Genomic DNA, 26,439 nt, shown 5'->3' with positions numbered 1-26,439 from the left:
CTGAGGCTTTGACCCAAGGAGTCGCCCCCCATGGCCGTATCCAGACGCGTCTTCGTCGCCACAGCCGCCGCCCTCGCCGTGACGGGCGCGGCGAGACCCGCCCTCGCGGCACCCACCCCCGCCGCGGAAGACCCCCGCTACCGCATCCCCGTCAGCCCCGACGACACCCCGGCCGACCTGGTCCGTAAGGCCTCCCAAGTCCGCCCCACCGCACGGCAGATCGCCTGGCAGCGCCTGGAGCGGACCGCGTTCCTGCACTTCGGCGTGAACACCTTCACCGGTCTGGAGTGGGGCACCGGCGACGAGGACCCGGACGTGTTCCAGCCGACCGGCCTGGACACCGACCAGTGGGCCCGCGCCCTGCGCGACGGCGGCTTCAAGCTCGCCATCCTCACCGTCAAGCACCACGACGGCTTCGTGCTCTACCAGTCCCGCTACACCGACCACTCGGTGGCGTCGAGCAGTTGGCGCGACGGCCAGGGCGACGTCCTGCGGTCCTTCGCCGACTCCATGCGCCGGTACGGCCTCAAGGTCGGCGTCTATGTCTCACCCGCCGACGAGAACCAGTACCTCCACGGCGTCTACGCCAACGGCAGCGCCCGCACGGACCACACCATCCCCACCTTCGTCGAGGGCGACGACCGCACACCGTCACGGTCGTACACCCTCCCGGGCACCGACTACGGCGCCCATATGCTCAACCAGCTCTACGAGGTGCTCACCGAGTACGGTCCGATCGACGAGGTGTGGTTCGACGGCGCGCAGGGCCGGATCCCGCCGGACAAGGTGGAGAAATACGACTGGGACAGCTGGTACACCCTCGTCCGCTCGCTCGCGCCCGACGCGACCGTCGCCGTCTCCGGGCCCGATGTCCGCTGGGTCGGCAACGAGGGCGGGCTGGCCCGGGAGGACGAGTGGAGCGTCGTACCGGTGCAGGAGAAGGACTACGGCCGGACCGACTACGCCCTCGCCTACGACGCCCCCGACATGGGCAGCCGTGACGCCCTCGTCAAGGCCCAGCCGGTGGCCGACCACCTCCAGTGGTGGCCGGCCGAGTGCGACGTCTCCATCCGGGACGGCTGGTTCTACCACGCCGACCAACAGCCCAAGAGCGTCGAGCAGTTGACGGACATCTACTTCCGGTCCGTGGGCCGCAATTCGGTGCTCCTGCTCAACATCCCGCCGGACACGGAGGGCCTGCTGCCCGCCCCCGACGTGGCGCGGCTGCGCGAGTTCCGCGAGCGCGTGGACCGCGAGCTTCCCGAGGACCTGGCGCGCGACGCACGGCGGACCACCTCGCCCGGCCTCATCACCGTCGACCTCGGCCGGGAAAGGGAGGTGGACCGGATCCGGCTGGCCGAGGACATCCGCCTCGGCCAGCAGGTGGAGAGCTTCGTCGTGGAGGCGCAGCGCGACGGTGCCTGGACGGAGGTGACCCGGGCCGGGGTGATCGGCGCGAGCCGGATCCTGCTGCTGGCGGCTCCGGTGCGGGCGCGGCGGTGGCGGGTCCGGGTGACCGGTTCGCGCGCGTCGGCGCGGCTCGTGGAGTTCGGGCTGTACCGGTCACGGGTCTGAAATTCGGTTGACCGGGGCGGGGCGGCACGGGCTGGATGGGGCGCATGGCCGACATTCAGGGCTCGTACGACAACTTGTTCATCGCCGTGCCGAACGCGCTGGCCGCCATGCTGGACGCGGGGGACACGGGCGGCTCCGTCGCGGTCTTCGTGGACGGTGAGCCGGTCGTGGACGTCTGGGGCGGCTTCGCGGACGCCGACCGCACCGTCCCGTGGGAGCGCGACACGATCGTCAACGTCTGGTCCGTGTCCAAGACGATGACGGCGCTGTGCGCCCTCGTCCTGGCCGACCGGGGCGAACTCGACCTCGCCGCGCCGGTGTCCCGGTACTGGCCGGAGTTCGGCGCGGCGGGCAAGGAGAAGGTACTGGTGAGGCACCTTCTCTCGCACACCGCCGGCCTGCCCGACTGGGACGGGTCGGTCGAGGACCTCTACGACTGGCCCTCCGTCACGGCAAGGCTCGCGGCGCGGGCGCCCCGCTGGGAGCCGGGCACCGCGGCCGGTTATCACTCGCTCACCCAGGGATTCCTGGTCGGCGAGGTCGTGCGGCGCATCACCGGCCGCAGCGTGGGCGAGTTCCTCGCCGAGGAGGTGGCCGGTCCGCTGGGCGCGGACTTCCACATCGGGCTGGCCGCCGAACACGACCACCGCGTCGCCCGCACCATCCCGCCGACGGGACAGGGCGAGGACTACGCGGCGAGCGCACCCGGCAACCCCGAGGGCTCCGAGGCCGGGAACGGAGTGCGCGTCCGGGACGGCAACAGCCCGGCCTGGCGCCGCGCCCAGATCCCCGCGGCGAGCGGCTACGGCAACGCCCGCTCGGTGGCCCTGGTGCAGTCCCTGCTCGCCTGCGGGGGAGAGGTGCGCGGGGAACGGCTGCTGTCCCGGGCCGGCTGCGACCGTGCGGGGGAGGAGCAGTTCACCGGCGACGACCGGGTCCTGGGCATGCCGATGAGCTGGGGCCTGGGGTACGGACGGTTCGGCACCACGTACGGCTGGGGCGGCTGGGGTGGATCCCTGGTGATGATCGAGCCCGACAGCCGGTTGGTGGTGGCGTACGTGACGAACCAGATGCGTGAGCCGGCGGAGGACACCAGGGGGATGGAGATCGTGACGGCGGCTTACGAGGGACTTCAGGGGCTGTAGGCCCAGATCCGCCCGAGGGGGTGGCGCAAGCCTTTCAAGCGCCCCGAGCCACCCCCGTACTGCCCCGCTCGATCAACCGCGGCACCGGCACCCGCACCGCCCGCGCCGCCCCGCCGTCCAGCAGTGCGGTCAGTTCGCGGGCCGCCGTGCGTCCGAACTCCACGCTGTCCCGGGACAGCGCCGACAGCCACGGCTTGACCATGCGGCACAGGGCCGAGTCCTCCCAGGACACCACCGAGACGTCCGCCGGTACCGAGAAGCCGAGTTCGGCCGCGGCGGCGGCACCGGCGACGGCCATCACGTCGTTGTCGTAGATCAGTGCCGTCGGGGGAGTGGGGCCCTCCAGGACTCGGCGGGTGACCGCCGCGCCCTCGGCGTCGGAGTAGTCGGTGGTCACCGACCTCACCTCGGACAGGCCACGGCGCCCCGCCTCGGCGCGCAGCGTGCGGATACGGCGCTCGGTGTGGGCGAGCCCCGGCAGACCGGCGATGTGCACGATCCGGCGATGGCCGAGGGCGTACAGGCCGTCCACCACCGAGGCCATCGCGCCCGCGTCGTCCGCCCAGACGGTCGACAGGCCGGGGTGGCGGTCGTCGGGCGCGCCGCCGATCACCACGGCGGGCAGGCCGAGTTCGTCGAGGAGGTCGGGGCGGGGATCGTCGGTGCGCGGGTCGACGACCAGGACGCCGTCCACACGGTGTTCGGCCCACCAGCGCCGGTACACCGCGCACTCGTCGGCGATGTCCTCCACCACCTGGAACAGCAGCCCGAGATGGCGCTCGGCCAGCACCTCCTGGATGCCCGAGACGAGTTGCAGGAAGAAGGAGTCCACTCCGAGGGTGTCCGCGGGCCGCGCCAGCACGAAGCCGACCGTCGCCGCGCCCTCCCCGGACAGGGCCCGTGCCGCCGTACTGGGACGCCAGCCCAGCTCCTCGGCGACCCGCCGCACCCGGTCGCGGGTGTCCTCCGACACGCCGGGCCGGCCGTTGAGGGCGAAGGAGACCGCGCTCTGGGAGACCCCGGCGTGCCGCGCTATGTCCTTCATCGTCGGCCGACGGGCCGGTGACCGCTTGCCTGACATGGTGATTCCCCATTCCGGCGAGACATTCCGGAGCAGTATGCACTAATGCGGTTCAGGGCTGAACACCTAATGCGGTTCAGCTCGATGATCCTAATGCGTATTAGTCACTAAAGAAATTAGCTCCGCGAGAGCCATTGACGGGCTGCGGGATCGGCGTGCAGGGTCTGCCTCGTTCGCCAACTCGTCCGCAAAGGAGGCCGGTTCGCCGTGCCTGTTTCCCGTAGAGCCCTCGCTGCCGCATTCGCCGTCTGTGTCGTCCTGCCGCTCAGCGCCTGCGGCTCGGTAGGCGGCGACGGCGGCTCGACCGACGCCTCCGGCAAAGTCGAGGGCGACATCACCTTCCAGACCTGGAACCTGCGCGCCAACTTCAAGGACTACTTCGAGGGCCTGATCGCCGACTTCGAGAAGAAGTACCCCGGCACCGACGTGAAGTGGATCGACCAGCCCGCCGAGGGCTACGCCGACAAGATCAGTGCCGACGCGGCCGGCGGCACGCTCCCCGACGTCGTCAACGTCTCTCCCGACCTGGTCGCCCCGCTCGCCAAGGCAGGCCTCGCGCTCGACCTCGACAAGGCGGCCGGGCAATACAAGAAGGAGTATCTGGAAGGAGCCTGGGCCAGCCATCAGATACCGGGCATGACGGGCACGTACGCGTTCCCCTGGTACCTCAACACCGGCCCGCTGTTCTACAACAAGTCCCTCTTCAGGGACGCGGGACTCGACCCCGAGCAGCCGCCGAAGACGTACGGCGAAGTCTTCGACGCCGCGCTGAAGATGGCGGAGAAGACCGACGGCGAGGTCGCCACCCTCGCCAACGTGCCCACCGTCGAGGACTTCGGCCGCTACGGCGTCGAGCTGATGAACAAGGAGGGCACCGCCTTCACCTTCAATGACGCCAAGGGGGTCGAACTCCTCACCGAATACAAGAAGTTGTACGACGCCAAAGCCCTCGACCCGCAGGCGCTCACCGCCACCCCCGAGTCGTCCGGCAAGAAGTTCCTCACCGGTGCCGTCGCCATGAACCCCGGCAGCGCGCTGGACCTCGGCAATTTCAAGAAGCAGGCGCCGAACCTGTACAAGAACATCGGGATCACCGACCAGATCACCAGCACCGGCCACGTCAACATGTACGTGATGGGCGTGATGGTCAACGCGCAGACCAAGCGCACGCCCGCCGCGGTCGCCTTCGCCCACTTCGTCACCGACGCCGAGCGCCAGATGTCGTTCGCCAAGCAGGTCGCCATCTTCCCCAGCACCGCCGGATCGCTCGACGACCCGTACTTCACCAAGGAGGACGGCACCGACGAGACGCGGGTGCGGGTCGCCGCCGCCAAGTCGCTGAAGAACGCCGTCAACTACACGCCCGTGCTGTTCAGCGAGCAGATGAAGACCGAGCTGCGCAACGAGATCGCCAAGGCGCTGCAGGGCAAGGAGAGCCCGAAGCAAGCTCTTGACAACGCTGTCGAGGCCTGTAACCGGCTCCTCCAGCAGCAGGGTTAGTCATGTCCACCATGACACGGGTGCGACGCCAGCTGCCGGTGAGTCCCTGGCTGTTCGCCGCACCCGGCCTGCTGATCACCGGCGCCTTCATCCTGTACCCGTTCGTCTCCACTCTGGTCAACGCCTTCACCGACCGCCGCACCCTGATCCCGGGCGAGTTCGTGGGCCTGGCGAACTTCCGTGAGCTCCTGAACGACGACATGTTCTGGATCGGGCTGCGCAACAGCACGCTGTACGTCCTCGGAGTGGTGCCCGCGCTGGTGGTCCTTCCGCTGCTGCTCGCGCTCCTGGTTCAGAAGAACATCCCCGGGATCACCTTCTTCCGGTCCGCCTTCTACACCCCGGTCGTCGCCTCGATCGTGGTCGTCGGGCTGATCTGGGTGTGGCTGCTCGACGAACGCGGGCTGGTCAACTCACTGTTGGAGACCATCGGGGTCGGCCGGATCGGCTTCCTCAGCGATCAGTGGCTGCTCCTGCTGAGCGCCATGGCCGTGACGGTCTGGAAGGGCCTCGGCTACTACATGATCATTTACTTGGCAGCGCTGGCGAATGTGCCGCGTGAGCTGCACGAGGCCGCGGCCGTGGACGGCGCCGGCGCGGTCCGCCGCTTCGTCACGGTCACGGTGCCCGCCGTGCGTTCCACCATGGTGCTGGTCGGAGCTCTTTCGTCGGTGGCCGCCTTCAAGGTGTTCTCGGAGGTCTACCTGATGGCGGGCCCGACCGGTGGCCCCGCGGGTGAGGACACCACCCTCGTGATGCTGGTCCAGCGCACCGGCACCGGCCTCACCGGCCGCGTGGGGTACGCCTCCGCGATATCGGTCGTCGTCTTCGTCGTCACCGTCGCGCTGATGCTGCTGGTGCTGAGGGCGGATCGGAGGGACGAGGCGTGAGCATCACCGACGAACACGGCCGCCGCGTCCGGCTCTGGGAACTCGCCCTGCGCTACCTGCTCCTGCTCGGCGTCCTCGCCCTCACCGTCGGCCCGTTCCTCTGGCAGCTGTCGACCTCCCTCAAGGGCCCCACCGAGGACATCTTCAGCTCCCCGCCGAAGTTCCTGCCGAGCGAGCCCACGCTGCACAACTACGAGCGGGTCGCCGACACCATCCCCGTCTGGGACTACGCCCTCAACTCGCTGAAGGTCGCCACCGCCAACGTCGTCACCAACTGCGTCGGTTCGGCCCTCGCCGGCTACGCCCTCGCCCGGCTGCGCTACCGGGGCCGCCGCGCGGCCACCCTCGCCTTCATCCTCGCGATGCTCGTGCCCGTGGAGGGCATCATCATCGCCCAGTTCACGACCATGCGGGAGCTCGGCCTCAACAACACCCTCGTCGGTGTCGTGCTGCCCGGCTGCGTCAGCGCCCTGAACGTCCTGCTGATGCGCAACGCCTTCCTCAACCTGCCGTACGAGATCGAGGAGGCGGCGTACGTCGACGGCGCCAACGTCTGGCAGAGGTTCCTGCGCATAGCGGTGCCGTCCGTGAAGGGGACCCTCGCCGTCGTCGCGATCTTCGCCTTCATGGGCGCCTGGGACGACTTCCTGTGGCCGCTCATCGTGCTGAGCGATCCGTCCAGGTTCACGCTGACCATCGGCCTCAACTATCTGCACGGCACCTTCGCAGGCGACGAACGCCTCGTCGCCGCCGGCACGATCATCGCCGTCGCGCCGCTGATCGCCCTCTTCGCCTGTCTCCAGCGGTACTTCTTCCGTGGCGTCGGCGAGGGCGCGGTGAAGGGCTGAACCTCCCACTGAAGTCAAGGACACCGCATGCCTTCTGCCGTGCGCTTCGGCGTCAACTACACGCCCAGCGAAGGGTGGTTCCACCACTGGCTCGACTTCGACCTCGACTCCGTACGCGCCGACCTCGACTCCATCGCCGCGCTGGGCCTCGACCACATCCGGGTCTTCCCGCTGTGGCCGTACTTCCAGCCCAACCGCTCGCTCGTCCGCCCCCGGGCCGTCGAGCAGCTGGTCCAGCTCGTCGACGCCGCCGCCGAACGCGGCCTCGACGTCAACGTGGACGGTCTGCAAGGGCACTTGAGCAGCTTCGACTTCCTCCCGGCCTGGACCCGGACCTGGCACCGCCGCAACCTCTTCACCGACCCGGACGTCCTCGACGGCCAGGCGGCCTACCTGCGCACGCTCGCCGCCGCCCTCGCCGACCGGCCGAACTTCCTCGGCATGACCCTCGGCAACGAGGTCAACCAGTTCTCGGCGGGCCCGCATCCCGACCCCGACCGGGCGACCGGGGATGAGGTCGACCGCTGGCTGTCGCGCATGCTCGCCGCCTGCGAGGAGGGCGCCCCCGGGCGGCTGCATCTGCACGCCGAGTACGACGCCACCTGGTACCAGGACGACCAGCCGTTCACGCCGGCCCAGGCGGCGCGCCTCGGCACGCTCACCGCCGTGCACTCCTGGGTCTTCAACGGCACCGCCCAGCGCCACGGCCGTACCTCCGTCCCGGCCGAGCACCACGCCGCGTACCTCGTCGAGCTGAGCAAGGCCTGGGCCGACGACCCGCGCCGCCCCGTCTGGCTCCAGGAGGTCGGCGCACCCGCGCCCCTGGTCCCGCCGGAGCACGCCGCCGCCTTCACCGCGGCGACCGTCGCGAACGCGCTGGACTGCCCCGACCTGTGGGGCATCACCTGGTGGTGCTCCCACGACGTGTCCCGCGACCTGGCCGACTTCCCCGAACTCGAATACGGGCTCGGCCTGTTGACCAACGGCCGGAAGCCCAAGGACACCGCTCGGGTGCTCGCCCGCGCGGCGAGCGAGCCCACGCCCGTGCCCGCGCCCCGGACCACCGCCCTCGTCGTCCCGGCCGACCCGGGCGTCCGCTCGGTCTGCGCGCCGGGCGGTCCCGTCTACGACGCCTTCTTCCGCCTGGTCGCCGACGGCGCCCGCCCCACCACCGTTCTCGACCAGCGCGCCACGGACGCCGATCACCTCGCCGCCCGCGGCATCACCGAAGTCGTCACGTCCGACCAGGTACTCCCCACCCCACAAGGAGGCACCCGCACGTGAACCCCACCAGACGCACCGTCCTGCTCGCAGGCGCCGGCGCCGCAGCCGCCCTGTTGTCCTCGCCGCCTGCTGCGGCGGCCCCGAAGGCCGCGGACGCCCTCCAGCCGTACGCCTCCTACTGGTACCCGGACTCCCTGCCCTCCGGCACCCCGGGCACCGGCATCACCTGGCGCAGCCTGAAGTCCTGGCGCCCGGCCGACGACCCGGACCTCGCCTTCAACGCGGCGACCGTCCCGCTCGCCCCGCGCTTCACCCCGACCCCGGCCAACTCGACCGCACGCGCGAGCCAGGCCCGTATCCAGTCCCTGGTGTCCTTCGGGCCCACCGCCTCCAACCCCTCCCAGGGCTCGGCCACCGCCGACTACTACGCCCTCACCCACTGGGCGTACATCGACGAGCTGGTGTTCTGGGGCGGCTCCTCCGGCGAGGGGCTGATCCTGGCGCCGAACGCGCCGATCGTGGACGCAGCCCACCGCCATGGAGTGCCCGTCCTCGGCAACATCTTCCTGCCGCCCGTCGCCTATGGCGGGCAGTTGCAGTGGACGCGTGACCTGGTGCAGAAGGACGCGGCCGGGCGGTACCCGCTGGCCGAGCGGCTGGTCGCGGTCGCGGAGGCGTACGGCTTCGACGGGTGGTTCGTCAACGCCGAGACCAGTGGCGGGAACGCCGCGCTGGGCGCGGACATGCTCGGCTTCATGCGCGAGCTGAAGACGCTCGCCAAGGCCAAGGGGCAGCGGGTCACCTGGTACGACTCGATGACCGTGAACGGGTCTGTGAGCTGGCAGGGGGCGCTCAACTCCCAGAACGAGGCGTTCTTCCGGACCGCCGACGACATGTTCGTCGACTTCCGGTGGACGGCGGCGAGGCTGACGTCGTCCGGGCAGCGAGCCGATCAACTGGGGCGCAGCCGGTACGAGTTGTGGGCGGGCGTCGATGTCGAGGCGAACGGCTGGAACTCGTCCGTGAACTGGGACGCGATCGTGCCGCGCGACAAGGCGCACGTCGTGTCGGTCGGCTTCTACCGGCCCGAGTGGACGCGGAATCACCTTCCTGCGGACGGGCGTGGGCCGGGGGAGTTCCACGCCGCCGACGACCGCTTCTGGACCGGGCGGTCACTGGATCCCTCGCGGCCGGACGGAACGGACGGCTGGCGGGCACCGGCCGTCTCCGTCGCCGACCGGTCGACGGTCACCTCGATGCCGTTCGCGAGCGTGTTCAACACCGGGCACGGGCTACGCTGGTACGAGGACGGGAAGGTGACGTCGGACGCGCCCTGGAACCATCTGGGCCTCCAGGACCGGCTGCCGTCCCGCCGCTGGGTCGTACACACCGACGGGCAGAGACCTGCGGTGACCTTCGACTTCGCGGACGCGTGGCGCGGCGGGAGCAGTGTGCTGGTCGACGGGGCACTGGACCGGCCGGCGGTGCTGGACGTGTATGCGACACGGCTGCCGGTCACCGCGGACACGGTCGTCGAGCTGACCCACCGGACCGACGCGGGCGGCGTGAACGTCGAGCTGGCCGTCGCCACCGGCGAGCCCACCGCGCCGGGCACGACCCCGCCGTACGCCTACTTCCCCGTGACCTCGGGTGACGGCTGGCAGACCTCGACCGTACGTCTCACCGGCCTGACCGGCACCGTGCACGCGATCGGCGTGCGGCTCACCGCGGCCGACGGCGGTGCCGTGCGATGGCGGCTCGGCGGCCTCGCGGTCCGTGACGCCCCGCACACGCCCGCCGCCCCGGCCGGCTTCCGGATCACCGAGGCGTCCGCGGGCGAGCTGCGCTTCGCCTGGAACCCGGCTTCCGGCGACGTACGCCACCACACCCTCCACCGCCTCCTCCCCGACGGCACCCGGCGCTTCCTCGGCGGCACCTGCCAGCGCGCGTATTTCGTCGGCGGCCTGAGGCCCGAACAGGGCGAGACGGAGGCGCGGTTCGAACTGCGTGCCGTGGGGGAGCTGTACACCACGTCGGCCCCCGCGACCGTCACCCACCGCTGGTAACCACCCGCCCGGACGACCTACGGAGCACCCCGCATGCATGACGACCGCAGCCTGGTCGAAGCCCGTCTCAAGCGCGTCCTCGACGAGCGCATCCGCCCCGCCGTGTACCCGAAGTCCGTGCCGCTGGAGGTGGCGGTGTGGAATGCGCCCGGTGAGCCGGTGCCGGTCGCCGAGGGACTCGCGGCCGAACCCGAGCCGATCGAGGTGGGCGCCCGCTGGGGTGCTCCGTGGGGCACCAGCTGGTTCCGGGTCACCGGGACCGTGCCCGAGGAGTGGGCCGGGAAGACGGTCGAGGCACTCCTGGACCTCGGGTTCGACGAGAACATGCCCGGCTTCCAGTGCGAGGGCCTGGTGTACCGGCCCGACGGCACCCCGGTGAAGGGTCTCAACCCGCGCAACCAGTGGGTGCGCATCGGCGCGCCGGTCGAGGGCGGCGAGGAGGTGCGGCTGCACATCGAGGCCGCCTCCAATCCGGTCATCCTCGACTACCATCCCTTCCTGCCCACGCAGTTGGGCGACAAGGAGACCGCCGGCAGCGCACCCCAGTACACGCTCACCCGCATGGACCTGGCCGTCCTCGACGAGACGGTGTGGCAGCTGGTGCTCGACCTGGAGGTGCTCGGCGAGCTGATGGCCGAGCTGCCGGTGGAGTCGGCGCGGCGCTGGGAGATCCTGCGGGCGGTGGAGAAGGCGCTGGACGCGATCGACCTGCAGGACGTGAACGGAACGGCGGCGCAGGCGCGGGTACGGCTGGAGACGGTGCTGTCCGAGCCCGCCGTCCCGTCCGCCCACCGCATCAGCGCCGTCGGCCACGCGCACATCGACTCGGCGTGGCTGTGGCCGCTGCGCGAGACCGTGCGCAAGGTGGCCCGTACGACGTCCAACATGACCGCGCTCATCGAGGACGAGCCCGAGTTCGTGTTCGCCATGTCCCAGGCCCAGCAGTGGGCGTGGGTGAAGGAGCACCGGCCCGAGGTGTGGGCGCGGGTGAAGAAGGCGGTGGCCGAGGGGCGGTTCGTACCGGCGGGCGGCATGTGGGTGGAGTCGGACACCAACATGCCGGGCTCGGAGGCGATGGCCCGGCAGTTCGTGCACGGCAAGCGGTTCTTCCTCCACGAGTTCGGCATCGAGAACGACGAGGCCTGGCTGCCGGACACCTTCGGCTTCGCCGCCGGACTGCCCCAGATCATCAAGGCGGCCGGCTCCAAGTGGCTGCTGACCCAGAAGATCTCCTGGTCCCAGACCAACCGGTTCCCGCACCACACCTTCCAGTGGGAGGGCATCGACGGCACCCGCATCTTCACCCACTTCCCGCCCGTCGACACCTACAACTGCTCGATGAAGGGCAGCGAGATCGCCCACGCGGCCCGCAACTTCAAGGACAAGGGAGTCGCCCGGCACTCCCTCGCGCCCACCGGCTGGGGCGACGGAGGCGGCGGCACCACCCGCGAGATGATCGGCAAGGCGGCCCGGCTGCGCGACCTCGAAGGCTCCGCCACCGTCGTGTGGGAGACCCCGGAGGAGTTCTTCAGGAAGGCCGAGGCCGAGTACCCCGACCCGCCCGTCTGGGTCGGCGAGCTCTACCTCGAACTCCACCGCGCCACCCTCACCAGCCAGGCGAAGACGAAGCAGGGCAACCGCCGCAGCGAACACCTCCTGCGCGAGGCCGAGCTGTGGGCGGCGACGGCCGCCGTACGCACCGGATTCCCTTACCCGTACGACGAGTTGGACCGCATCTGGAAGACGGTGCTGCTGCACCAGTTCCACGACATCCTGCCGGGTTCCTCGATCGCCTGGGTGCACCGGGAGGCCCGCGCCACGTATGAGCGTCTCATGGGTGAGCTGACCGCGATCATCGAGTCTGCCCAGCGTGCTCTGGCGGGCGAGGGCGTGGCCGAGCTCGTCTTCAACTCCGCTCCGCACGGCCGCGAGGGGGTACCGGCGGGCGGTGCGCGCACTCCGGTGACCGACGGCCGGACGGCACGCACGGCACGCCCGGACGGTGGCTTCGTCCTCGACAACGGCCTCCTGCGCATCGAGATCGACGCACAGGGCCTGGTCGTGTCGGCGTACGACATCCAGGCCGACCGTGAGGCGATCGCCCCGAACCGCTCCGCGAACCTCCTCCAACTGCACCCCGACTTCCCGAACATGTGGGACGCCTGGGACGTCGACGAGTTCTACCGGCACACGGTCACCGATCTGACCGACGTGGACGAGATCGCCCCCGGTGACGACGGGGCCTCGGTGCGGATCGTCCGGTCCTTCGGTGCCTCGCGTGTCACCCAGCATCTGTCGCTCGCGCCGGGGGAGCGGCGGCTGCTCATCGACACCGAGGTCGACTGGCACGAGACGGAGAAGTTCCTCAAGCTCGCCTTCCCGCTCGACGTGCACGCCGAACGGTACGCGTCGGAGACCCAGTTCGGGCACTTCCACCGCCCCACGCACACCAACACCAGCTGGGAAGCGGCCAAGTTCGAGGCCTGCAACCACCGTTTCGTCCACCTGGAGGAGCCGGGCTGGGGTGTCTCCGTCGTCAACGACTCGACGTACGGCCACGACGTGACCCGCACGGTGCGCACCGACGGCGACCGCGGTACGACCACCACGGTGCGCGTCTCCCTCCTGCGCGCCCCGCGCTTCCCCGACCCCGAGACCGACCAGGGCGTCCACCGCTTCCGGCACGCCCTCGTGCCTGGCGCGGGCATCGGGGACGCGGTGCGCGAGGGCTGGCGGATCAATCTGCCGGAGCGGCGGATCACCGGTGCCTCGGAGGTTGCCCCGCTGGTGACGGTGGACAAGGACGCGGTCGTGATCACGGCCGTCAAGCTGGCCGACGACGGCAGCGGGGACGTGGTGGTGCGCCTGCACGAGGCCCACGGCGGCCGGGCGCGGGCCACGCTGACGGCGGACTTCGAGGTCGCGGACATCAAGGCGACCGACCTGCTGGAGCGCCCGCTGCCCGAGACGCCGCCGCACGACGGACGTCAAGTCGCCCTGCGTCTGCGGCCCTTCGAGCTGATGACGCTGAGGCTGCGGCGCGCCTAGGTCCACTCACGGCGAACGGCGGCGCGTCGTCGTGAATCGGATGGCAACTGGCCTCACAATCGAGGGGATTGGCGTTACGCAAGCGTCCTGGAGGCAGACTTGAAGCTTGTCACGCGCGCCCAGCTCGGCTGGCCCGCATCCGCCGCACCCACGCAGACGTCGACCAAGGGCGTCAAGGTCCACTACGAGGGCACGACGGTCAGCGTCAAACTCCTCGACGACCACGACCTCTGCATCGCCGAGTGGAAGTCGATCAGAAAGTCACACCTGGCGAACGAGGAGGAGAACTACTCGGACATCGCCTACAACTACGGTGCCTGTCCGCACGGTTACCTCCTGGAGGGCCGCGGCCTCGGCAAGCGCACCGGGGCCAACGGCAACCAGCCACTCAACCGCGGCCACTACGCGATCGTCGGCCTGGTCGGCAACAAGGGGCTGACCGAGCCGACGGACGCGATGCTCGGTGCGATCCGCGACGGCATCGAGTTGCTGCGCCGTCACGGTGCCGGCGACGAGATCAAGGGGCACAGGGACGGCCTCGCCACGGCGTGCCCGGGCAACCACCTGTACGCGTGGGTGAAGAAGGGCGCCCCGCGGCCCGGCGGTTCGACGACCGTTCCCGGCCCGCGCCCGGTGATCGACGTGTCCAAGGTGGTCGCCGCCGCCTCACACGACCCGGCCAAGTCCGGCACACCGGTGTCGTACACGGGCGTGAAGACCGTGGAGAAGGCCCTCGTCGCGGAGGGCCTCCTCGAATCGAAGTTCGCCGACGGCCACTTCGGCACGACGACGGTCAAGGCCTACGCCGCCTGGCAGCGGCGCTGCGGCTTCTCGGGTGACGACGCCAACGGCATTCCCGGCCAGACGTCCCTGGAGAAGCTCGGACGGGAGCACGGCTTCGACGTGAAGCCGTAGGAGAAACGACGCTGTACGCCTGGGCGGCGCTCAGCCGCCCAGCTGCGTCCGCAGCCACTCCTCCACCTCGCCCACATGCGCTGCCGCCGCGGCCCGAGCCGCCTCCGGATCGTGGGCGACCAGGGCGCGATGGATCGCGGCGTGCTCGCGGCGGGTGCGGGTGAAGGCGCCCTCCTCCTGGTAGCCCCGCCAGACGCGGGCGCGGAAGGTGCGGGAGGACAGGCCCTCCAGGATCGCGGCCATGGTGTCGTTGCCCGCGGCTGCAGCGATCTCGCGGTGGAAGGCCAGGTCGTGGGCGAGGATCTCCTCGGGGTCGTCCGTGGCGTTCATCGCCGTGAGGTGCTTCTCGACCTCGGCGAGCTGGTCCGGCGTGATCCGCGCCGCCGCGAGCGCCGTCGCCGTCGACTCCAGGATGCGCCGCACCTCCAGCAGCTCCACCAGTCGCGGGCCCCGGGAGAGGTCGGCGACCACCCCGAACGTCTCCAGCAGATCGCCGGCCTCCAGCTGGGTGACGTAGATGCCCGAACCGTGCCGGGCCTCCAGCACCCCCAGCACGGTGAGCGCGCGGATCGCCTCGCGCATCGAGCTGCGTGAGATGCCGAGCCGCGCCGCGAGGTCGCGCTCGGTCGGCAGGCGCTGGCCGGGCTCCAGGCGTCCCTCCGCGATCATCGCCTTGACCGCCTCGATGGCGCGCTGCGTCACGGTGCCCTTCTGTGGGGCCGTCTCGACGGTGCCCTTCTGCGGGGCTGTCTCGTCCACGCCGTTCCTCCCGTCGCCCGAGGCGCCTGCGGGCACCTCGTGACCGGCAGTGTAATCACCAGGGTGGTCCGACCACTACGGCCGGATACGGCGAAAAACTGCCTCCGGAGGGTGTTGCATCGCCGAAGTGGTCTGATAAATATGCGGGCATCTGCTCGAACCATGTGCTCGAACACGCTCAACGAGGAGCCGCCAGATGCCCGGCACTACAGCGCGGAAGCAGAACAGGTCACGGATGGTGAGGGCGGTGTGCGCGGTCGCCGGTGCCTCGCTCGTGCTCGCCGCGTGCGGAAGCACCAAGGACACCGGCGCCGCGAGCGCCGAAGGCGGCGGAAGCGGCCAGGTCGGGGTGATCCTGCCCCTGCTGACCTCGCCGTTCTGGCAGTCGTACAACGACTACGTGCCGAAGATGGCCGACTCCGAAGGCGTCGACACGCTCAAGACGGTCAACTCCAACAGTGACCCCTCCCAGCAGATCACCGACATCAACAACCAGCTCAACCAGGGCGTGAAGGGCCTCGTCGTCGCCCCGCTGGACAGTGCCGCCATCGAGGCCGGCCTCGACCAGGCCGAGCGCAAGGGCGTGCCGGTCGTCGCCGTCGACGTGGCGCCGGACAAGGGCAAGGTCGCGATGGTGGTGCGCGCCAACAACGTGGCCTACGGCGAGAAGGCCTGCCAGTACCTCGGCGAGCAGATCCCCTCCGGCAAGGTCGTGCAGATCATGGGCGATCTGGCCTCCGTCAACGGACGTGACCGCTCCGAGGCGTTCCGCGCCTGCGTGAAGAAGAACTTCCCCAAGCTGAAGGTCCTGGAGATACCGGCCAAGTGGGAGTCCGACACCGCGGCCTCCAAGCTGGACACCCTCCTGAACGCCAACCCCGACATCAAGGGCATCTACATGCAGGCGGGCGGCGTCTACCTCGCGCCCACCCTCCAGACCCTGAAGTCGAAGGGGATGCTGAAGAAGGCCGGGCAGGACGGGCACATCACGATCGTCTCCAACGACGGCATCCCGCAGGAGTTCGACGCCATCCGCAAGGGCGAGATCGACGCCACCGTCTCCCAGCCCGCCGACCTGTACGCCAAGTACGGCATGTACTACATCAAGGCGGCGATGGAGGGGAAGACGTTCGAGCCGGGGCCGACGGACCACGACTCGACCATCGTCAAGCTCCCCAGCGGCATCCTGGAGGACCAGCTGCCCGCCCCGCTGGTCACCAAGGACAACGTCGACGACCCCAAGCTCTGGGGCAACACGGTCAAATGAGTACGGCCGTGATCACACCCCTCGTCGAGGCGCGGGCCGTCGCCAAGCGCTACGGCCCCACCACCGCCCTCGCCGACGGACGGCTCACCGTCCTGCCCGGCGAGTCCCACGCCCTCGTCGGCCGCAACGGCGCCGGCAAGTCGACCCTGGTCAACATCCTCACCGGACTCCAGGCCGCCGACGAGGGCGAGGTCCGCTTCGACGGCGACCCCGCCCCCGCGCTGGCCGACCGGGACGCCTGGCGCCGCAAGGTGGCCTGCGTCTACCAGAAGCCCACCGTCGTCCCCGAGCTGACGGTCGCCGAGAACCTGTTCATCAACCGGCAGCCCCTCCAGCGCGGCTTCATCAGCTGGCGCAGGCTGCGCACCGAGGCCGCCGAGCTGCTCGGCACCTGGGACGTGCACGTCGACCCCGAGGCCCGCACCGCCGACCTCAAGGTCGAGGACCGCCAAATGGTGGAGATCGCCCGGGCGTTGAGCTTCGGCGCCCGCTTCATCATCCTCGACGAGCCCACCGCCCAGCTCGACAACCGTGAGATCGAGCGGCTGTTCACACGGATGCGGGCGCTCCAGGACTCCGGCGTCACCTTCCTGTTCATCTCGCACCACCTCCAGGAGGTCTACGAGGTCTGCCAGACCGTCACGGTCCTGCGCGACGCCCGCTGGATCACCACCGCGCCGGTCGCCGAACTCCCGCGCCGGGCGCTGGTGGAGGCCATGGCGGGGGAGTCCCTGGAGGCCATCGCCGAGCAGGCCGTGGACCCGAGGGACGTCGACCACGACGCCCCCGTCCTGCTCGAAGCCCGAGGGCTCACCTCACCGGCGTACGAGAACATCGACCTCACCGTGCGCCGCGGCGAGGTCGTCGGACTCGCCGGGATCAGCGGCAGCGGCAAGGTGGAGCTCGCCGAGTCCTTCGCGGGTCTGCACACCCCGACCGGCGGAACCGCTCGACTGGGCGGCGAGAGGCTGCCGTTCGGCGATGTGCAGGCAGCTCTGAAAGCGGGCGTCGCCTGCGTCCCCCGCGACCGGCACGACCAGGGCCTGGTCGCCGGGATGACCATCGGCGACAACGCCACCATGAGCGTCCTCGACCGGCTCGGCCGCTTCGGCTTCGTCGGCACCGAGCGCAAGCGCGGCTTCGCGACGGCGCTGATCGAGCGCCTCGACATTCACACCGAGGGCCCGGACCAGCCCGTCTCCGACCTGTCCGGCGGCAACGCGCAGAAGGTCGTCATGGCCCGCGCGCTCGCCTCCGAACCCCGGCTGCTCGTGCTGATCAACCCCACCGCGGGCGTCGACGTGAAGTCCAAGGAGTCCCTGCTGGCCCGCGTGGACAGCGCCCGCGAGGACGGCATCGCCGTACTGGTCGTCTCCGACGAGCTCGACGACCTGCGCCGCTGCGACCGCGTCCTCGTCCTGTTCCACGGCCGTGTCGTCGCCGAGCACCCGGCGGGCTGGCGCGACCACGAGCTGATCGCCTCCATTGAAGGAGTGGACAATGGCTGACACCAAGGCCCCACCGGCCCTGCCCGTGAAGGTGCCGGACGCCCGTGCCGCCAGGACGGTCCTGCTCCGCCGCGCCCGCGAACTCGCCCTGGTCCCCGCCCTGTTGGTCCTCATGGTGCTCGGCGCGGTCGTGAACGACTCGTTCCTCACCGAGCGGAACCTGATCTCCATCCTCGGCGCCTCGGCCGCGCTGGCGATGGTCGTGCTGGCCGAGTCGCTCGTCCTCATCACCGGCAAGTTCGACCTGTCCCTCGAATCGGTCGTCGGCATCGCCCCCGCCGTCGGAGCGCTCCTGGTCCTGCCCGTCGCCTCCTCCGGCTGGGGCACCGAACTCCCCGCCGCGCTCGCCCTGTTGGCGATCCTCGTGGTGGGCGCGGCCGTCGGCGCCTTCAACGGCATCCTGGTCGTGAAGTTCAAACTCAACGCGTTCATCGTGACGCTCGCGATGCTGATCGTCCTGCGCGGTCTGCTGGTCGGCGCGACCAAGGGCAAGACGCTGTTCGGGATGCCCGACAGCTTCTACTCCCTCGCGACGACGACCTTCCTCAACATCCCGATGTCGGTGTGGCTCGCGGCGGCGTCCTTCGCCGTCGCCGGGTTCGTGCTCAAGTACCACCGCATCGGACGCGCCCTCTACGCCATCGGCGGCAACGCGGACGCCGCCCGCGCCGCCGGCATCCGTGTGGAGCGCGTGATGCTCGGCGTGTTCGTCGTCGCGGGCAGCCTCGCCGCCGTCGGCGGGATCATCCAGACCGGCTACGTCGGCGCGATCAGCGCCAACCAGGGCAACAACATGATCTTCACCGTGTTCGCGGCCGCGGTGATCGGCGGCATCAGCCTGGACGGCGGCAAGGGCACCATGTTCGGCGCCCTCACCGGCGTACTCCTCCTGGGCGTCGTACAGAACCTGCTCACCCTCGCCCAGGTCCCGTCGTTCTGGATCCAGGCCATCTACGGCGGAATCATCCTGGTGGCCCTCATGATCGCCCGCGTGACGACGGGCCGGGCGCAGGACTGATCCGGCGCCGTCCCCACCATCGACCGAAAGGCCCTCTGTGTCCCCGACCCCCGGCCCCCTCGTTCGTGTCACCGCGTTGGACACCTACGACATCCGCTTCCCCACCTCGCGCGAGCTCGACGGCTCCGACGCGATGAACCCGGACCCCGACTACTCCGCGGCGTATGTGGTGCTGCGCACCGACGCGGCGGACGGCCACGAGGGGCACGGGTTCACGTTCACCATCGGGCGGGGCAACGAGATCCAGGTCGCCGCGATCGAGGCGCTGCGCGGCCATGTCGTGGGCCGGTCCGTCGACGAGCTGTGCGCCGACCCGGGGACCCTCAACCGCGACCTGATCGGCGACAGCCAGCTGCGCTGGCTCGGCCCCGAGAAGGGCGTGATGCACATGGCGATCGGCGCGGTCATGAACGCCGTGTGGGACCTGGCCGCCAAGCGCGCCGACAAGCCGCTGTGGCGACTGCTGGCCGATGCCGAGCCCGAGTGGATCATCCGTCAGATCGACTTCCGGTACCTCACCGACGCGCTCACGCCCGAGGAGGCACTGCAGATCCTGCGCCGGGGCCGGGAGGGGGCGGACGAGCGCACGGCCCGGCTGCTGGAGCGCGGCTACCCCGCCTACACCACCTCCGCCGGCTGGCTCGGCTACGACGACGAGAAACTCACCCGCCTCGCCGCCGAGGCCGTCGCCGACGGCTTCCGGCAGATCAAGCTGAAGGTCGGCGCCGATCTGGAGGACGACGTACGGCGCTGCCGCGTAGCCCGCTCGGTCGTCGGGCCGGACATCCGCATGGCGATCGACGCCAACCAGCGCTGGGACGTGGCCGAGGCGATCCGCTGGACCAAGGCCCTCGCCGAGTTCGACCCGTACTGGATCGAGGAGCCCACCAGCCCCGACGACGTCCTCGGCCACGCCGCCATCCGGGAGGCCGTGGCCCCGGTGAAGGTGGCCACCGGCGAGCATGTGCAGAACCGGGTCGTCTTCAAGCAGCTCCTCCAGGCCGGCGCCCTCGACGTCCTCCAGATCGACGCGGCCCGCGTCGGGGGCGTCAACGAGAACCTCGCCATCCTGCTCCTCGCCGCCAAGTTCGGCGTCCCGGTCTGCCCGCACGCGGGCGGCGTCGGCCTGTGCGAACTCGTCCAGCACCTGTCGATGTACGACTACGTCGCGGTCACCGGCACCACCGAGGACCGGGTCATCGAGTACGTCGACCATCTGCACGACCACTTCCTCGGCCCGGTGGTGATCAGGGAAGGTCACTACACGGCACCCACCGCGCCGGGCTTCTCGGCCGCCATGCGACCCGAGTCGATCGCGCGGTACACGTTCCCCGGCGGCGACTTCTGGGCCGCCGACCTCCAGACGCAGCACAAGACGCAGAAGAAGGGGCACGCGGCATGAGCGACTTCGAAGGCCTGAAGGCTCTGGTGACCGGCGGCGCCTCCGGGATCGGCCGGGCCACCGCCGAGCTGCTGGCTGAGCGGGGCGCCCTCGTCGCCGTACTCGACCTCGATCCGTCGACGGTCGAGAAGCCGCTGCTCGGCCACCGGGCCGACGTCACCGACGACGCCTCCGTACGGGAGGCCGTGGCGGCCGCCGTCGCCGACCTCGGCGGGCTGGACGTGGTGATCAACAACGCCGGCATCGGCGCCCAAGGCACCGTCGAGGACAACGACGACGCCGAGTGGCACCGGGTCATGGACGTCAACGTCGTCGGCATGGTGCGCGTCGCGCGGGCCGCGCTGCCCCATCTGCGCGAGTCGTCGAACGCGGCGATCGTCAACACCTGCTCCATCGCCGCCACGGCCGGGCTGCCGCAGCGGGCGCTGTACAGCGCGACCAAGGGTGCCGTGTACTCGCTCACCCTCGCCATGGCGGCCGACCACGTCCGCGAGGGCATCCGCGTCAACTGCGTCAACCCGGGGACCGTGGACACCCCCTGGGTCGGGCGCCTGCTCGACGCGGCCGGCGATCCCGCCGCCGAACGCGCCGCGCTGGAGGCCCGTCAGCCCACCGGCCGCCTCGTCTCCGCCACCGAAGTCGCGGGCGCCATCGCCTACTTGGCGAGCCCGCTCTCCGGGGCCACGACCGGCACCGCCCTCGCCGTGGACGGCGGCATGCAGGGCCTGCGCCTGCGGCCGGTGAGTCAGTGAGCACCCCCCACGGACTCGGCTTCGGAGCCGCCGTCATCGCCAACCTCTACACCGAGGTCACCGACGAGCAGGCGCACGAAGCGGTCTCCGCCGCCTGGCAGCGCGGCATCCGCTACTACGACACCGCCCCCCACTACGGCCTCGGCCTGTCCGAACGCCGCCTCGGTGCGGCCCTGCGCGAGCACCCGCGCGAGGAGTACACGGTCTCCACCAAGGTGGGCCGCCGCCTGGAGCCACAGACCGACGGCGGCGACGACCTCGGAAACGGCTTCGCCGTGCCCGCCACGCACCGCCGCGTCTGGGACTTCACCGCGGACGGCATCCGACGCACCCTGGACGCCAGCCTGGAACGGCTCGGCCTCGACCGCGTCGACATCGTCTACCTCCACGACCCCGACGACCACGCCGAGCAGGCCTTCCGGGAGGGCTACCCAGCGCTGGAGAAGCTCCGCTCGGAGGGCGTCGTCGGCGCGATCGGCGCCGGCATGAACCAGGCGGAGATGCTCACCCGCTTCGTCCGCGACACGGACGTAGACGTGGTGCTGTGCGCGGGCCGCTACACGCTGCTCGACCAGAGCGCGCTCACCGAACTGCTGCCCGCGGCCGTGGAGCGAGGCGTCTCCGTGGTGATCGGCGGTGCCTTCAACTCGGGACTGCTCGCGGATCCCAAGCCGGGGGCGACGTACAACTACGTCCAGGCGCCGGGCGAGTTGCTGGACAAGGCCCTGCGCATGAAGGAGATCGCGCGGCGTCACGGCATCACCCTGCGAGCCGCCGCCCTGGCCTTCTGCGCGGCACACCCGGCGGTGACGAGCGTCCTGGTGGGCGCCCGCTCGGCCGGCGAAGTCCACGACTGCGCCGATCAGTTCGCCACACCGGTACCCGCCGCCTTCTGGCAGGAGCTGCGGGACACCGGACTCCTGGTCACCGAGGAGCCGTCATGAGAGTCGCCCTGCACACCAAGGTCCGCGCGGACCGCGTCGCCGAGTACGAGGCCGCCCACCGGGAGGTGCCGGCCGAGCTCACCGACGCGATCCGTGCCGCCGGGGCCACGTCCTGGACCATCTGGCGCAGCGGCACCGACCTCTTCCACGTCCTGGAGTGCGAGGACTACGGCCGCCTCCTCGCCGAACTGGAGAAACTGCCGGTCAACGTCGTCTGGCAGGCCCGCATGGCCGAGCTGCTCGACGTGGTGCACGACTACTCCGGCGAGGGCGCGGACGCCGGGCTGCCCGTCGTGTGGGAGTTGCCGTGACGCTCGTCGACGCCCACCATCACGTCTGGGACCTGTCGGTGCGCGACCAGGACTGGATCACCGAGGACAGCCCGATCCGGCGGAACTTCACGGTCGACGACCTCGCACCCGAGGCCGACGCCGCCGGAGTCGACCGGACCGTGCTCGTCCAGACGATCACGGACGCCGAGGAGACCCCGGAGTTCCTGGCCCTCGCCGCCGAGCACGACCTGATCGCGGGCGTCGTCGGCTGGACCGACCTCACCCGACCGGACGTCGCCGAGGAACTGGCCCGGCTGCGGGAGCTGCCCGGCGGGCGGTACCTCAAGGGCATCCGCCACCAGGTGCAGGGCGAGCCCGACCCGGAGTGGCTGCTGCGTGCGGACGTACGGCGCGGACTGTCCGCCGTGGCGGAGGCGGGGCTCGTCTACGACCTGGTCGTACTGCCGCACCAGCTGCCGGCCTGTGTCAAGGCCGCCGCGGACCACCCCGACCTCACCTTCGTCCTGGACCACCTGGGCAAACCGCCCATCGCCTCCGGCGAACGGGAACCGTGGGAGACCGGGGTCCGTGCCCTGGCCGCCGTCTCCAACACCGTCTGCAAGCTCTCCGGCATGGTCACCGAGGCCGACCTGGCCTCCTGGACCGTGGACGACCTGCGTCCTTACGCCGACGTGGTGCTGGACGCCTTCGGCCCGGAACGGTTGATGTTCGGGTCGGACTGGCCGGTGTGCACGGTGGCGGCCACCTACGGCCAAGTGGTCGGTACCGCGGAGCAGTTGACCGCCGCGCTTTCCGACGCCGAGCAGACACAGCTCTTCGAGGGCACGGCGGCCCGCTGCTACGGTCTGTGACACTACGTGCTCAGGACCGTTCCGGCCCGTCGACGTTGAAGGTCGATTCTCCACCGGCGCCGGCTCGCACGACGATGATGTCGGCGGCCTCCGCCGTGGGGTTGCTCTCCCGGTGAACGGCGCCCTTGGGTACGTGGATGAAGTCACCGGGACCGGCTTCCACCGTGTCCGCGCCGTCCGGGCCGAACTCCATCCTCAGCGCGCCGGTGAGGACGTAGATCACCGATTCCCAGGCGCCGTGGTGGTGCCAGCCGGAGACCATCCCAGCCTCTGTGCGGACGTATCCCGACCAAGTTCCCTCGGTGGCGAAGGCCTGCTGCCGGTCCATCCCCGGGGTGCGGGGCCCCGGCGTTCGGTCATGGGGAGTGACGACCCTGACCTGATCCTGTTGACGGTCCATGACGACTCCTTTCTGCGAGGGCAGTGACCCTCACGACCGTTGGGCCACCCCCGCCAACCGGGTCGGCGGCAGATACTCCCGCACATACGCCCGCTCCCAGCACGCGCCCGTCTCCCGCAGCTCGCGCCAGGTCGTGTACCGGTAGCGGAAGAGGCGGGCGCGGATGTAGCGGGGCGGCTCGTCGGACGGGAACGGTGAGCGGCGCAGCAGCTTCAACGTGTCGCGGTCGTTCTCCAGGAGCCGTTCCACCAGCGCGCCGAACCACGATCCCGCGTACGCGGGCGACAGCGCGGCGAACCACATCAGCCAGTCCAGCCGCAGATGATAGGGCGCGAACTGGCGCGGCCAGCGCCGGGGATCGCCCGGCTTGCCCTTGAACTCGTACTCCCGCCAGTCCGAGTCCTCACGCGGTACGTCGTCGGCGGTGCCCTCGATGACCACCTCGTACCGGATCCTGCTGACGCTGCCGAAGGCGCCGTAGGTGTTGACGAGATGGAGCGGGTCGAAGGAGCGGTTCATGATCTGGCGGCGGGAGATCATGTTGGCGACCGGATGGTAGCTCAGGACCAGGAGCAGCGCGGCGACCGCCAGGACCACGACCTCGTACCACAGCGGGGCGTCCGCCACGGCGGGCGGATCGCTCGGGAACCTCACCGCCGACAGCGCCAGCACGATGGTGATCCAGTTCAGCCAGGAGAAGTTGCCCGACAGGACCAGCCACAGCTGGGTCACGATCATCAGGGAGGCGGCGGCCGTCGAGATCGGGTGAGGGGTGAAGAGCAGGACCGGCACGGCGAGTTGGGTGACATGGTTGGCGGCCACCTCGACGCGGTGCAGGGGCTTCGGCAGGTGGTGGAAGAACCAGCTCAGCGGACCGGGCATCGGCTGGGTCTCGTGGTGGTGGTCGAGGCAGGTCAGCTTCCGCCAGCAGGCGTCGCCGCGCATCTTGATCAGACCCGCGCCGAACTCGACGCGGAACAGGATCCAGCGCAGCAGGAACAGCACCACGATCGGCGGTGCCACCTCGTCGTTGCCCAGGAAGACGGCGAGGAACCCGACCTCCAGCAACAGGGACTCCCAGCCGAACGAGTACCAGGTCTGGCCGACGTTGACGATCGACAGGTACAGCGCCCACGGAATCAGCCACAGCAGCATCGAGCCCCACAGGGGCACCACCGCGTCCAGCCCGGCCAGCAGCGCCGCCGACACCAGGCAGCCCGACCAGGCGCAGGCCGCGAAGAACCGGTCCGAGTAGTGGAGTTGGAACAGGCTCGGGGCGGCCCGGAAAGGCACCTGCGCGACGAAGCGCGGCACGGGCAGCATGCCCCGCTCGCCCATCAGCGCCCGGAACTGCAGGGCCGCCGTCAGGAAGGCGACGAGGTACACGCCGGCCAGAGCCCGCTGGAAGACCAGCCGGCTCGTCCAGAAGTCCGGTGCGATGAACCAGTCCACGGCCTTGCCCTCCCTTCCTCATTGTCGCGCCGAGCCCCATGGCGTGCCGAGATTCGTGTGACTCTCCGTATACCACCTCTCCGCTTGCGTAACCCGTGCGAGTGAAGCAGACAATGGTTGCCGAACTGCCCGAGAAGAGGCGGGAGGTCGTGGTGCTGACATCCATCGGAGCCATCGTCACGCCCTGCGCGCTCTCGGCGGCACTCCTCCTCTCCGGCTGTGTCGGGGGCGCGAACAAGGGCACGGCGTCCGGCCGGGAAGTCCTCCTTGAGCCCGCGGTGGCCAAGGGGCCGGATCCCTTCACGGGCTCCACGGTGACCGCGACGACCGCCACGTCCCAGGTCCCCCGGACGCCGCAGCCTGCGCGGTTGGGCCGGACCGGCCCACTGCACCTGTCCGGCGGCACGCCCGGCCTCTACGGAGGCACCCGGGGAGCCGGCAGCTGTGACGTCCGGCGGCAGATCGACCACCTCACCTCCGACCAGGTCAGGGGGCGCGTCTTCGCCGAGGTGTCCGGCATCCGCCGGGCCTCGATCCCCGGCTATCTGCGCGGGCTGACCTCGGTCGTGCTGCGCGCGGACACCCGGGTCACCAACCACGGGTTCCGCGACGGCCGCGGGATCGCCTACCAGTCGGTCCTGCAGGCGGGCACCGCCGTCCTCGTCGACAGCCACGGTGTGCCCCGCGTCCGCTGCGCCTGCGGCAACCCGCTCGCCCCGGCCGCCGACCTGCCGGGCAGTGCGGGCGATCCGGGCACCGGTGGTCGGTCCTGGTCCGGATACCGGCCGGACCGGGTGGTCGTGGTGGCGCCGGCGACCCAGGTGATCACCGACATCACGATCATCAACCTGGTCGACAACACGTGGATCGAGCGGCCGACCGGCCATCGGGGGCACGACCGCGACCATGTCCTGCCGCGACCGCAGCCGGTGCCCCCTACACCGGACCCGGATTCGCCGCACCCCCGCGACAGCGTGTCGCCCGGCGAGAGCACCGCGCCGGAGGGTTCGCCGACCGACTGCGCGACCGCGAAGGCCCCCGCCGTACCGGGCGCCACCGAAGACTCGCTGACCGAGATCGTGTCGGACCCCTCGAACCCCTCGAACCCGTCAGACCCGTCAGACCCCTCGGACCCGTCGGACCCGTCGGACTGCCCCTCCGCCACCGTGACCCCGTCGCGTCCGGCCACCGATCCGGGCCGCGCACCCGCGTCGCCCGAGCAGCCCGGCGCCCCCGACTCCGGGACCGAACCGAAGCCGTCCCCGAAGTCCCCGGACGCTCCGAAGCCCCCGGACGCTCCGGATTCACCGGACGCCCCGGCCAACCCTGACTCCCCGGCCACCTTCGATTCCCCGGAGAAGACCGGCCCCGAAACCGTCCCGGAATCCCCCGACCTGCCCGACGGCGGCGGGCTGATCCCCGACGAGCCGCGGACCACCGACAGCGTCTTCGGTAGCCCCACCGACGTCTTCGACGGCTGACCGACGCGGGTGGACAGATC

Annotated in this window: 22 protein-coding genes; 18 read left to right on the top strand and 4 right to left on the bottom strand. The window is 70.6% G+C overall.

The window, feature by feature from the left end:
- The first annotated feature begins 30 nt into the window (after nt 1-30).
- Nucleotides 31-1,575 (top strand): alpha-L-fucosidase, encoded by a 1,545-nt coding sequence (locus BLU79_RS00985; protein WP_093903620.1) that lies wholly within the window; start codon nt 31-33, stop codon nt 1,573-1,575.
- Nucleotides 1,576-1,619: 44 nt separating this feature from the next.
- Nucleotides 1,620-2,720, top strand: coding sequence for a serine hydrolase domain-containing protein (locus tag BLU79_RS00980; protein ID WP_093903619.1), 1,101 nt, complete (start codon nt 1,620-1,622; stop codon nt 2,718-2,720).
- A 34-nt stretch (nt 2,721-2,754) separates the two neighbouring features.
- Here the strand turns inward: BLU79_RS00980 and BLU79_RS00975 are convergent, their stop codons facing one another.
- The gene (locus BLU79_RS00975) at nt 2,755-3,801 is read right to left on the bottom strand and encodes a LacI family DNA-binding transcriptional regulator (protein WP_093903618.1); all 1,047 of its coding nucleotides are present in this window, start codon (nt 3,799-3,801) and stop codon (nt 2,755-2,757) included.
- Nucleotides 3,802-4,008: 207 nt separating this feature from the next.
- Between BLU79_RS00975 and BLU79_RS00970 the strand changes: the two genes are divergently transcribed.
- The 7 genes from BLU79_RS00970 to BLU79_RS00940 all read left to right on the top strand — a co-directional run bounded on the left by BLU79_RS00970 (nt 4,009) and on the right by BLU79_RS00940 (nt 14,292).
- Entirely contained in the window at nt 4,009-5,301 is a 1,293-nt protein-coding gene (locus BLU79_RS00970) for an ABC transporter substrate-binding protein (RefSeq protein ID WP_093903617.1), read from the top strand.
- 2 nt (nt 5,302-5,303) lie between these two features.
- Entirely contained in the window at nt 5,304-6,191 is an 888-nt protein-coding gene (locus BLU79_RS00965) for a carbohydrate ABC transporter permease (protein ID WP_093903616.1), read from the top strand.
- Nucleotides 6,188-7,039, top strand: coding sequence for a carbohydrate ABC transporter permease (locus BLU79_RS00960; RefSeq protein WP_093903615.1), 852 nt, complete (start codon nt 6,188-6,190; stop codon nt 7,037-7,039). Before BLU79_RS00965 ends, BLU79_RS00960 begins: the two co-directional genes overlap by 4 nt.
- Before the next feature lie 39 nt (nt 7,040-7,078).
- Complete coding sequence (locus BLU79_RS00955) at nt 7,079-8,323, top strand: glycoside hydrolase 5 family protein (protein ID WP_177000848.1); 1,245 nt, start codon at nt 7,079-7,081, stop codon at nt 8,321-8,323.
- Nucleotides 8,320-10,329 (top strand): endo-beta-N-acetylglucosaminidase, encoded by a 2,010-nt coding sequence (locus tag BLU79_RS00950; RefSeq protein ID WP_093903613.1) that lies wholly within the window; start codon nt 8,320-8,322, stop codon nt 10,327-10,329. Before BLU79_RS00955 ends, BLU79_RS00950 begins: the two co-directional genes overlap by 4 nt.
- A gap of 33 nt (nt 10,330-10,362) precedes the next feature.
- Nucleotides 10,363-13,377, top strand: a complete 3,015-nt coding sequence (locus tag BLU79_RS00945; protein ID WP_093903612.1) for an alpha-mannosidase — start codon at nt 10,363-10,365, stop codon at nt 13,375-13,377.
- Nucleotides 13,378-13,476: 99 nt separating this feature from the next.
- Complete coding sequence (locus BLU79_RS00940; protein ID WP_093903611.1) at nt 13,477-14,292, top strand: N-acetylmuramoyl-L-alanine amidase; 816 nt, start codon at nt 13,477-13,479, stop codon at nt 14,290-14,292.
- 30 nt (nt 14,293-14,322) lie between these two features.
- On the opposite strand, the gene BLU79_RS00935 is transcribed toward BLU79_RS00940, so the two are convergent.
- Complete coding sequence (locus tag BLU79_RS00935) at nt 14,323-15,051, bottom strand: FadR/GntR family transcriptional regulator (RefSeq protein ID WP_093903610.1); 729 nt, start codon at nt 15,049-15,051, stop codon at nt 14,323-14,325.
- A gap of 196 nt (nt 15,052-15,247) precedes the next feature.
- On the opposite strand from BLU79_RS00935, the gene BLU79_RS00930 reads away from it, so the two are divergent.
- From BLU79_RS00930 to BLU79_RS00895, 8 genes are read left to right on the top strand one after another with little or no spacing between them, the layout of a single operon-like run.
- Nucleotides 15,248-16,318 (top strand): sugar ABC transporter substrate-binding protein, encoded by a 1,071-nt coding sequence (locus tag BLU79_RS00930; RefSeq protein ID WP_093903609.1) that lies wholly within the window; start codon nt 15,248-15,250, stop codon nt 16,316-16,318.
- Complete coding sequence (locus BLU79_RS00925; protein WP_093903608.1) at nt 16,315-17,826, top strand: sugar ABC transporter ATP-binding protein; 1,512 nt, start codon at nt 16,315-16,317, stop codon at nt 17,824-17,826. The genes BLU79_RS00930 and BLU79_RS00925 overlap by 4 nt, the downstream gene beginning before the upstream one ends.
- Nucleotides 17,819-18,844 carry an ABC transporter permease gene (locus BLU79_RS00920; RefSeq protein WP_093903607.1) on the top strand — a complete coding sequence of 342 codons (1,026 nt, stop codon included), beginning with the start codon at nt 17,819-17,821 and terminating at the stop codon, nt 18,842-18,844. Before BLU79_RS00925 ends, BLU79_RS00920 begins: the two co-directional genes overlap by 8 nt.
- Before the next feature lie 37 nt (nt 18,845-18,881).
- Nucleotides 18,882-20,246 carry an L-fuconate dehydratase gene (locus tag BLU79_RS00915; protein WP_093903606.1) on the top strand — a complete coding sequence of 455 codons (1,365 nt, stop codon included), beginning with the start codon at nt 18,882-18,884 and terminating at the stop codon, nt 20,244-20,246.
- The gene (locus BLU79_RS00910; protein ID WP_093903605.1) at nt 20,243-20,998 is read left to right on the top strand and encodes an SDR family NAD(P)-dependent oxidoreductase; all 756 of its coding nucleotides are present in this window, start codon (nt 20,243-20,245) and stop codon (nt 20,996-20,998) included. The genes BLU79_RS00915 and BLU79_RS00910 overlap by 4 nt, the downstream gene beginning before the upstream one ends.
- A complete protein-coding gene (locus BLU79_RS00905; RefSeq protein ID WP_093903604.1) occupies nt 20,995-21,942 on the top strand; it encodes an aldo/keto reductase in 948 nt (315 codons plus the stop codon). The genes BLU79_RS00910 and BLU79_RS00905 overlap by 4 nt, the downstream gene beginning before the upstream one ends.
- Entirely contained in the window at nt 21,939-22,253 is a 315-nt protein-coding gene (locus BLU79_RS00900) for an L-rhamnose mutarotase (protein WP_093903603.1), read from the top strand. Before BLU79_RS00905 ends, BLU79_RS00900 begins: the two co-directional genes overlap by 4 nt.
- Nucleotides 22,250-23,086, top strand: coding sequence for an amidohydrolase family protein (locus tag BLU79_RS00895; protein WP_093903602.1), 837 nt, complete (start codon nt 22,250-22,252; stop codon nt 23,084-23,086). Before BLU79_RS00900 ends, BLU79_RS00895 begins: the two co-directional genes overlap by 4 nt.
- A gap of 10 nt (nt 23,087-23,096) precedes the next feature.
- Here BLU79_RS00895 and BLU79_RS00890 read toward each other — a convergent pair whose 3' ends face one another.
- Nucleotides 23,097-23,486, bottom strand: coding sequence for a cupin domain-containing protein (locus tag BLU79_RS00890; protein ID WP_093903601.1), 390 nt, complete (start codon nt 23,484-23,486; stop codon nt 23,097-23,099).
- 30 nt (nt 23,487-23,516) lie between these two features.
- Nucleotides 23,517-24,938 carry a lipase maturation factor family protein gene (locus BLU79_RS00885; protein ID WP_093903600.1) on the bottom strand — a complete coding sequence of 474 codons (1,422 nt, stop codon included), beginning with the start codon at nt 24,936-24,938 and terminating at the stop codon, nt 23,517-23,519.
- Nucleotides 24,939-25,039: 101 nt separating this feature from the next.
- Here BLU79_RS00885 and BLU79_RS00880 point away from each other — a divergent pair, with 101 nt between their 5' ends.
- Entirely contained in the window at nt 25,040-26,419 is a 1,380-nt protein-coding gene (locus BLU79_RS00880; RefSeq protein WP_256333089.1) for a DUF6777 domain-containing protein, read from the top strand.
- Nucleotides 26,420-26,439 lie beyond the last annotated feature (20 nt).

The organism is Streptomyces sp. cf386, assembly GCF_900103585.1.
Classification (GTDB): domain Bacteria; phylum Actinomycetota; class Actinomycetes; order Streptomycetales; family Streptomycetaceae; genus Streptomyces.
Note: the sequence above shows the minus strand (reverse complement) of the source record. Positions and strands in the feature narration are given on the sequence as shown.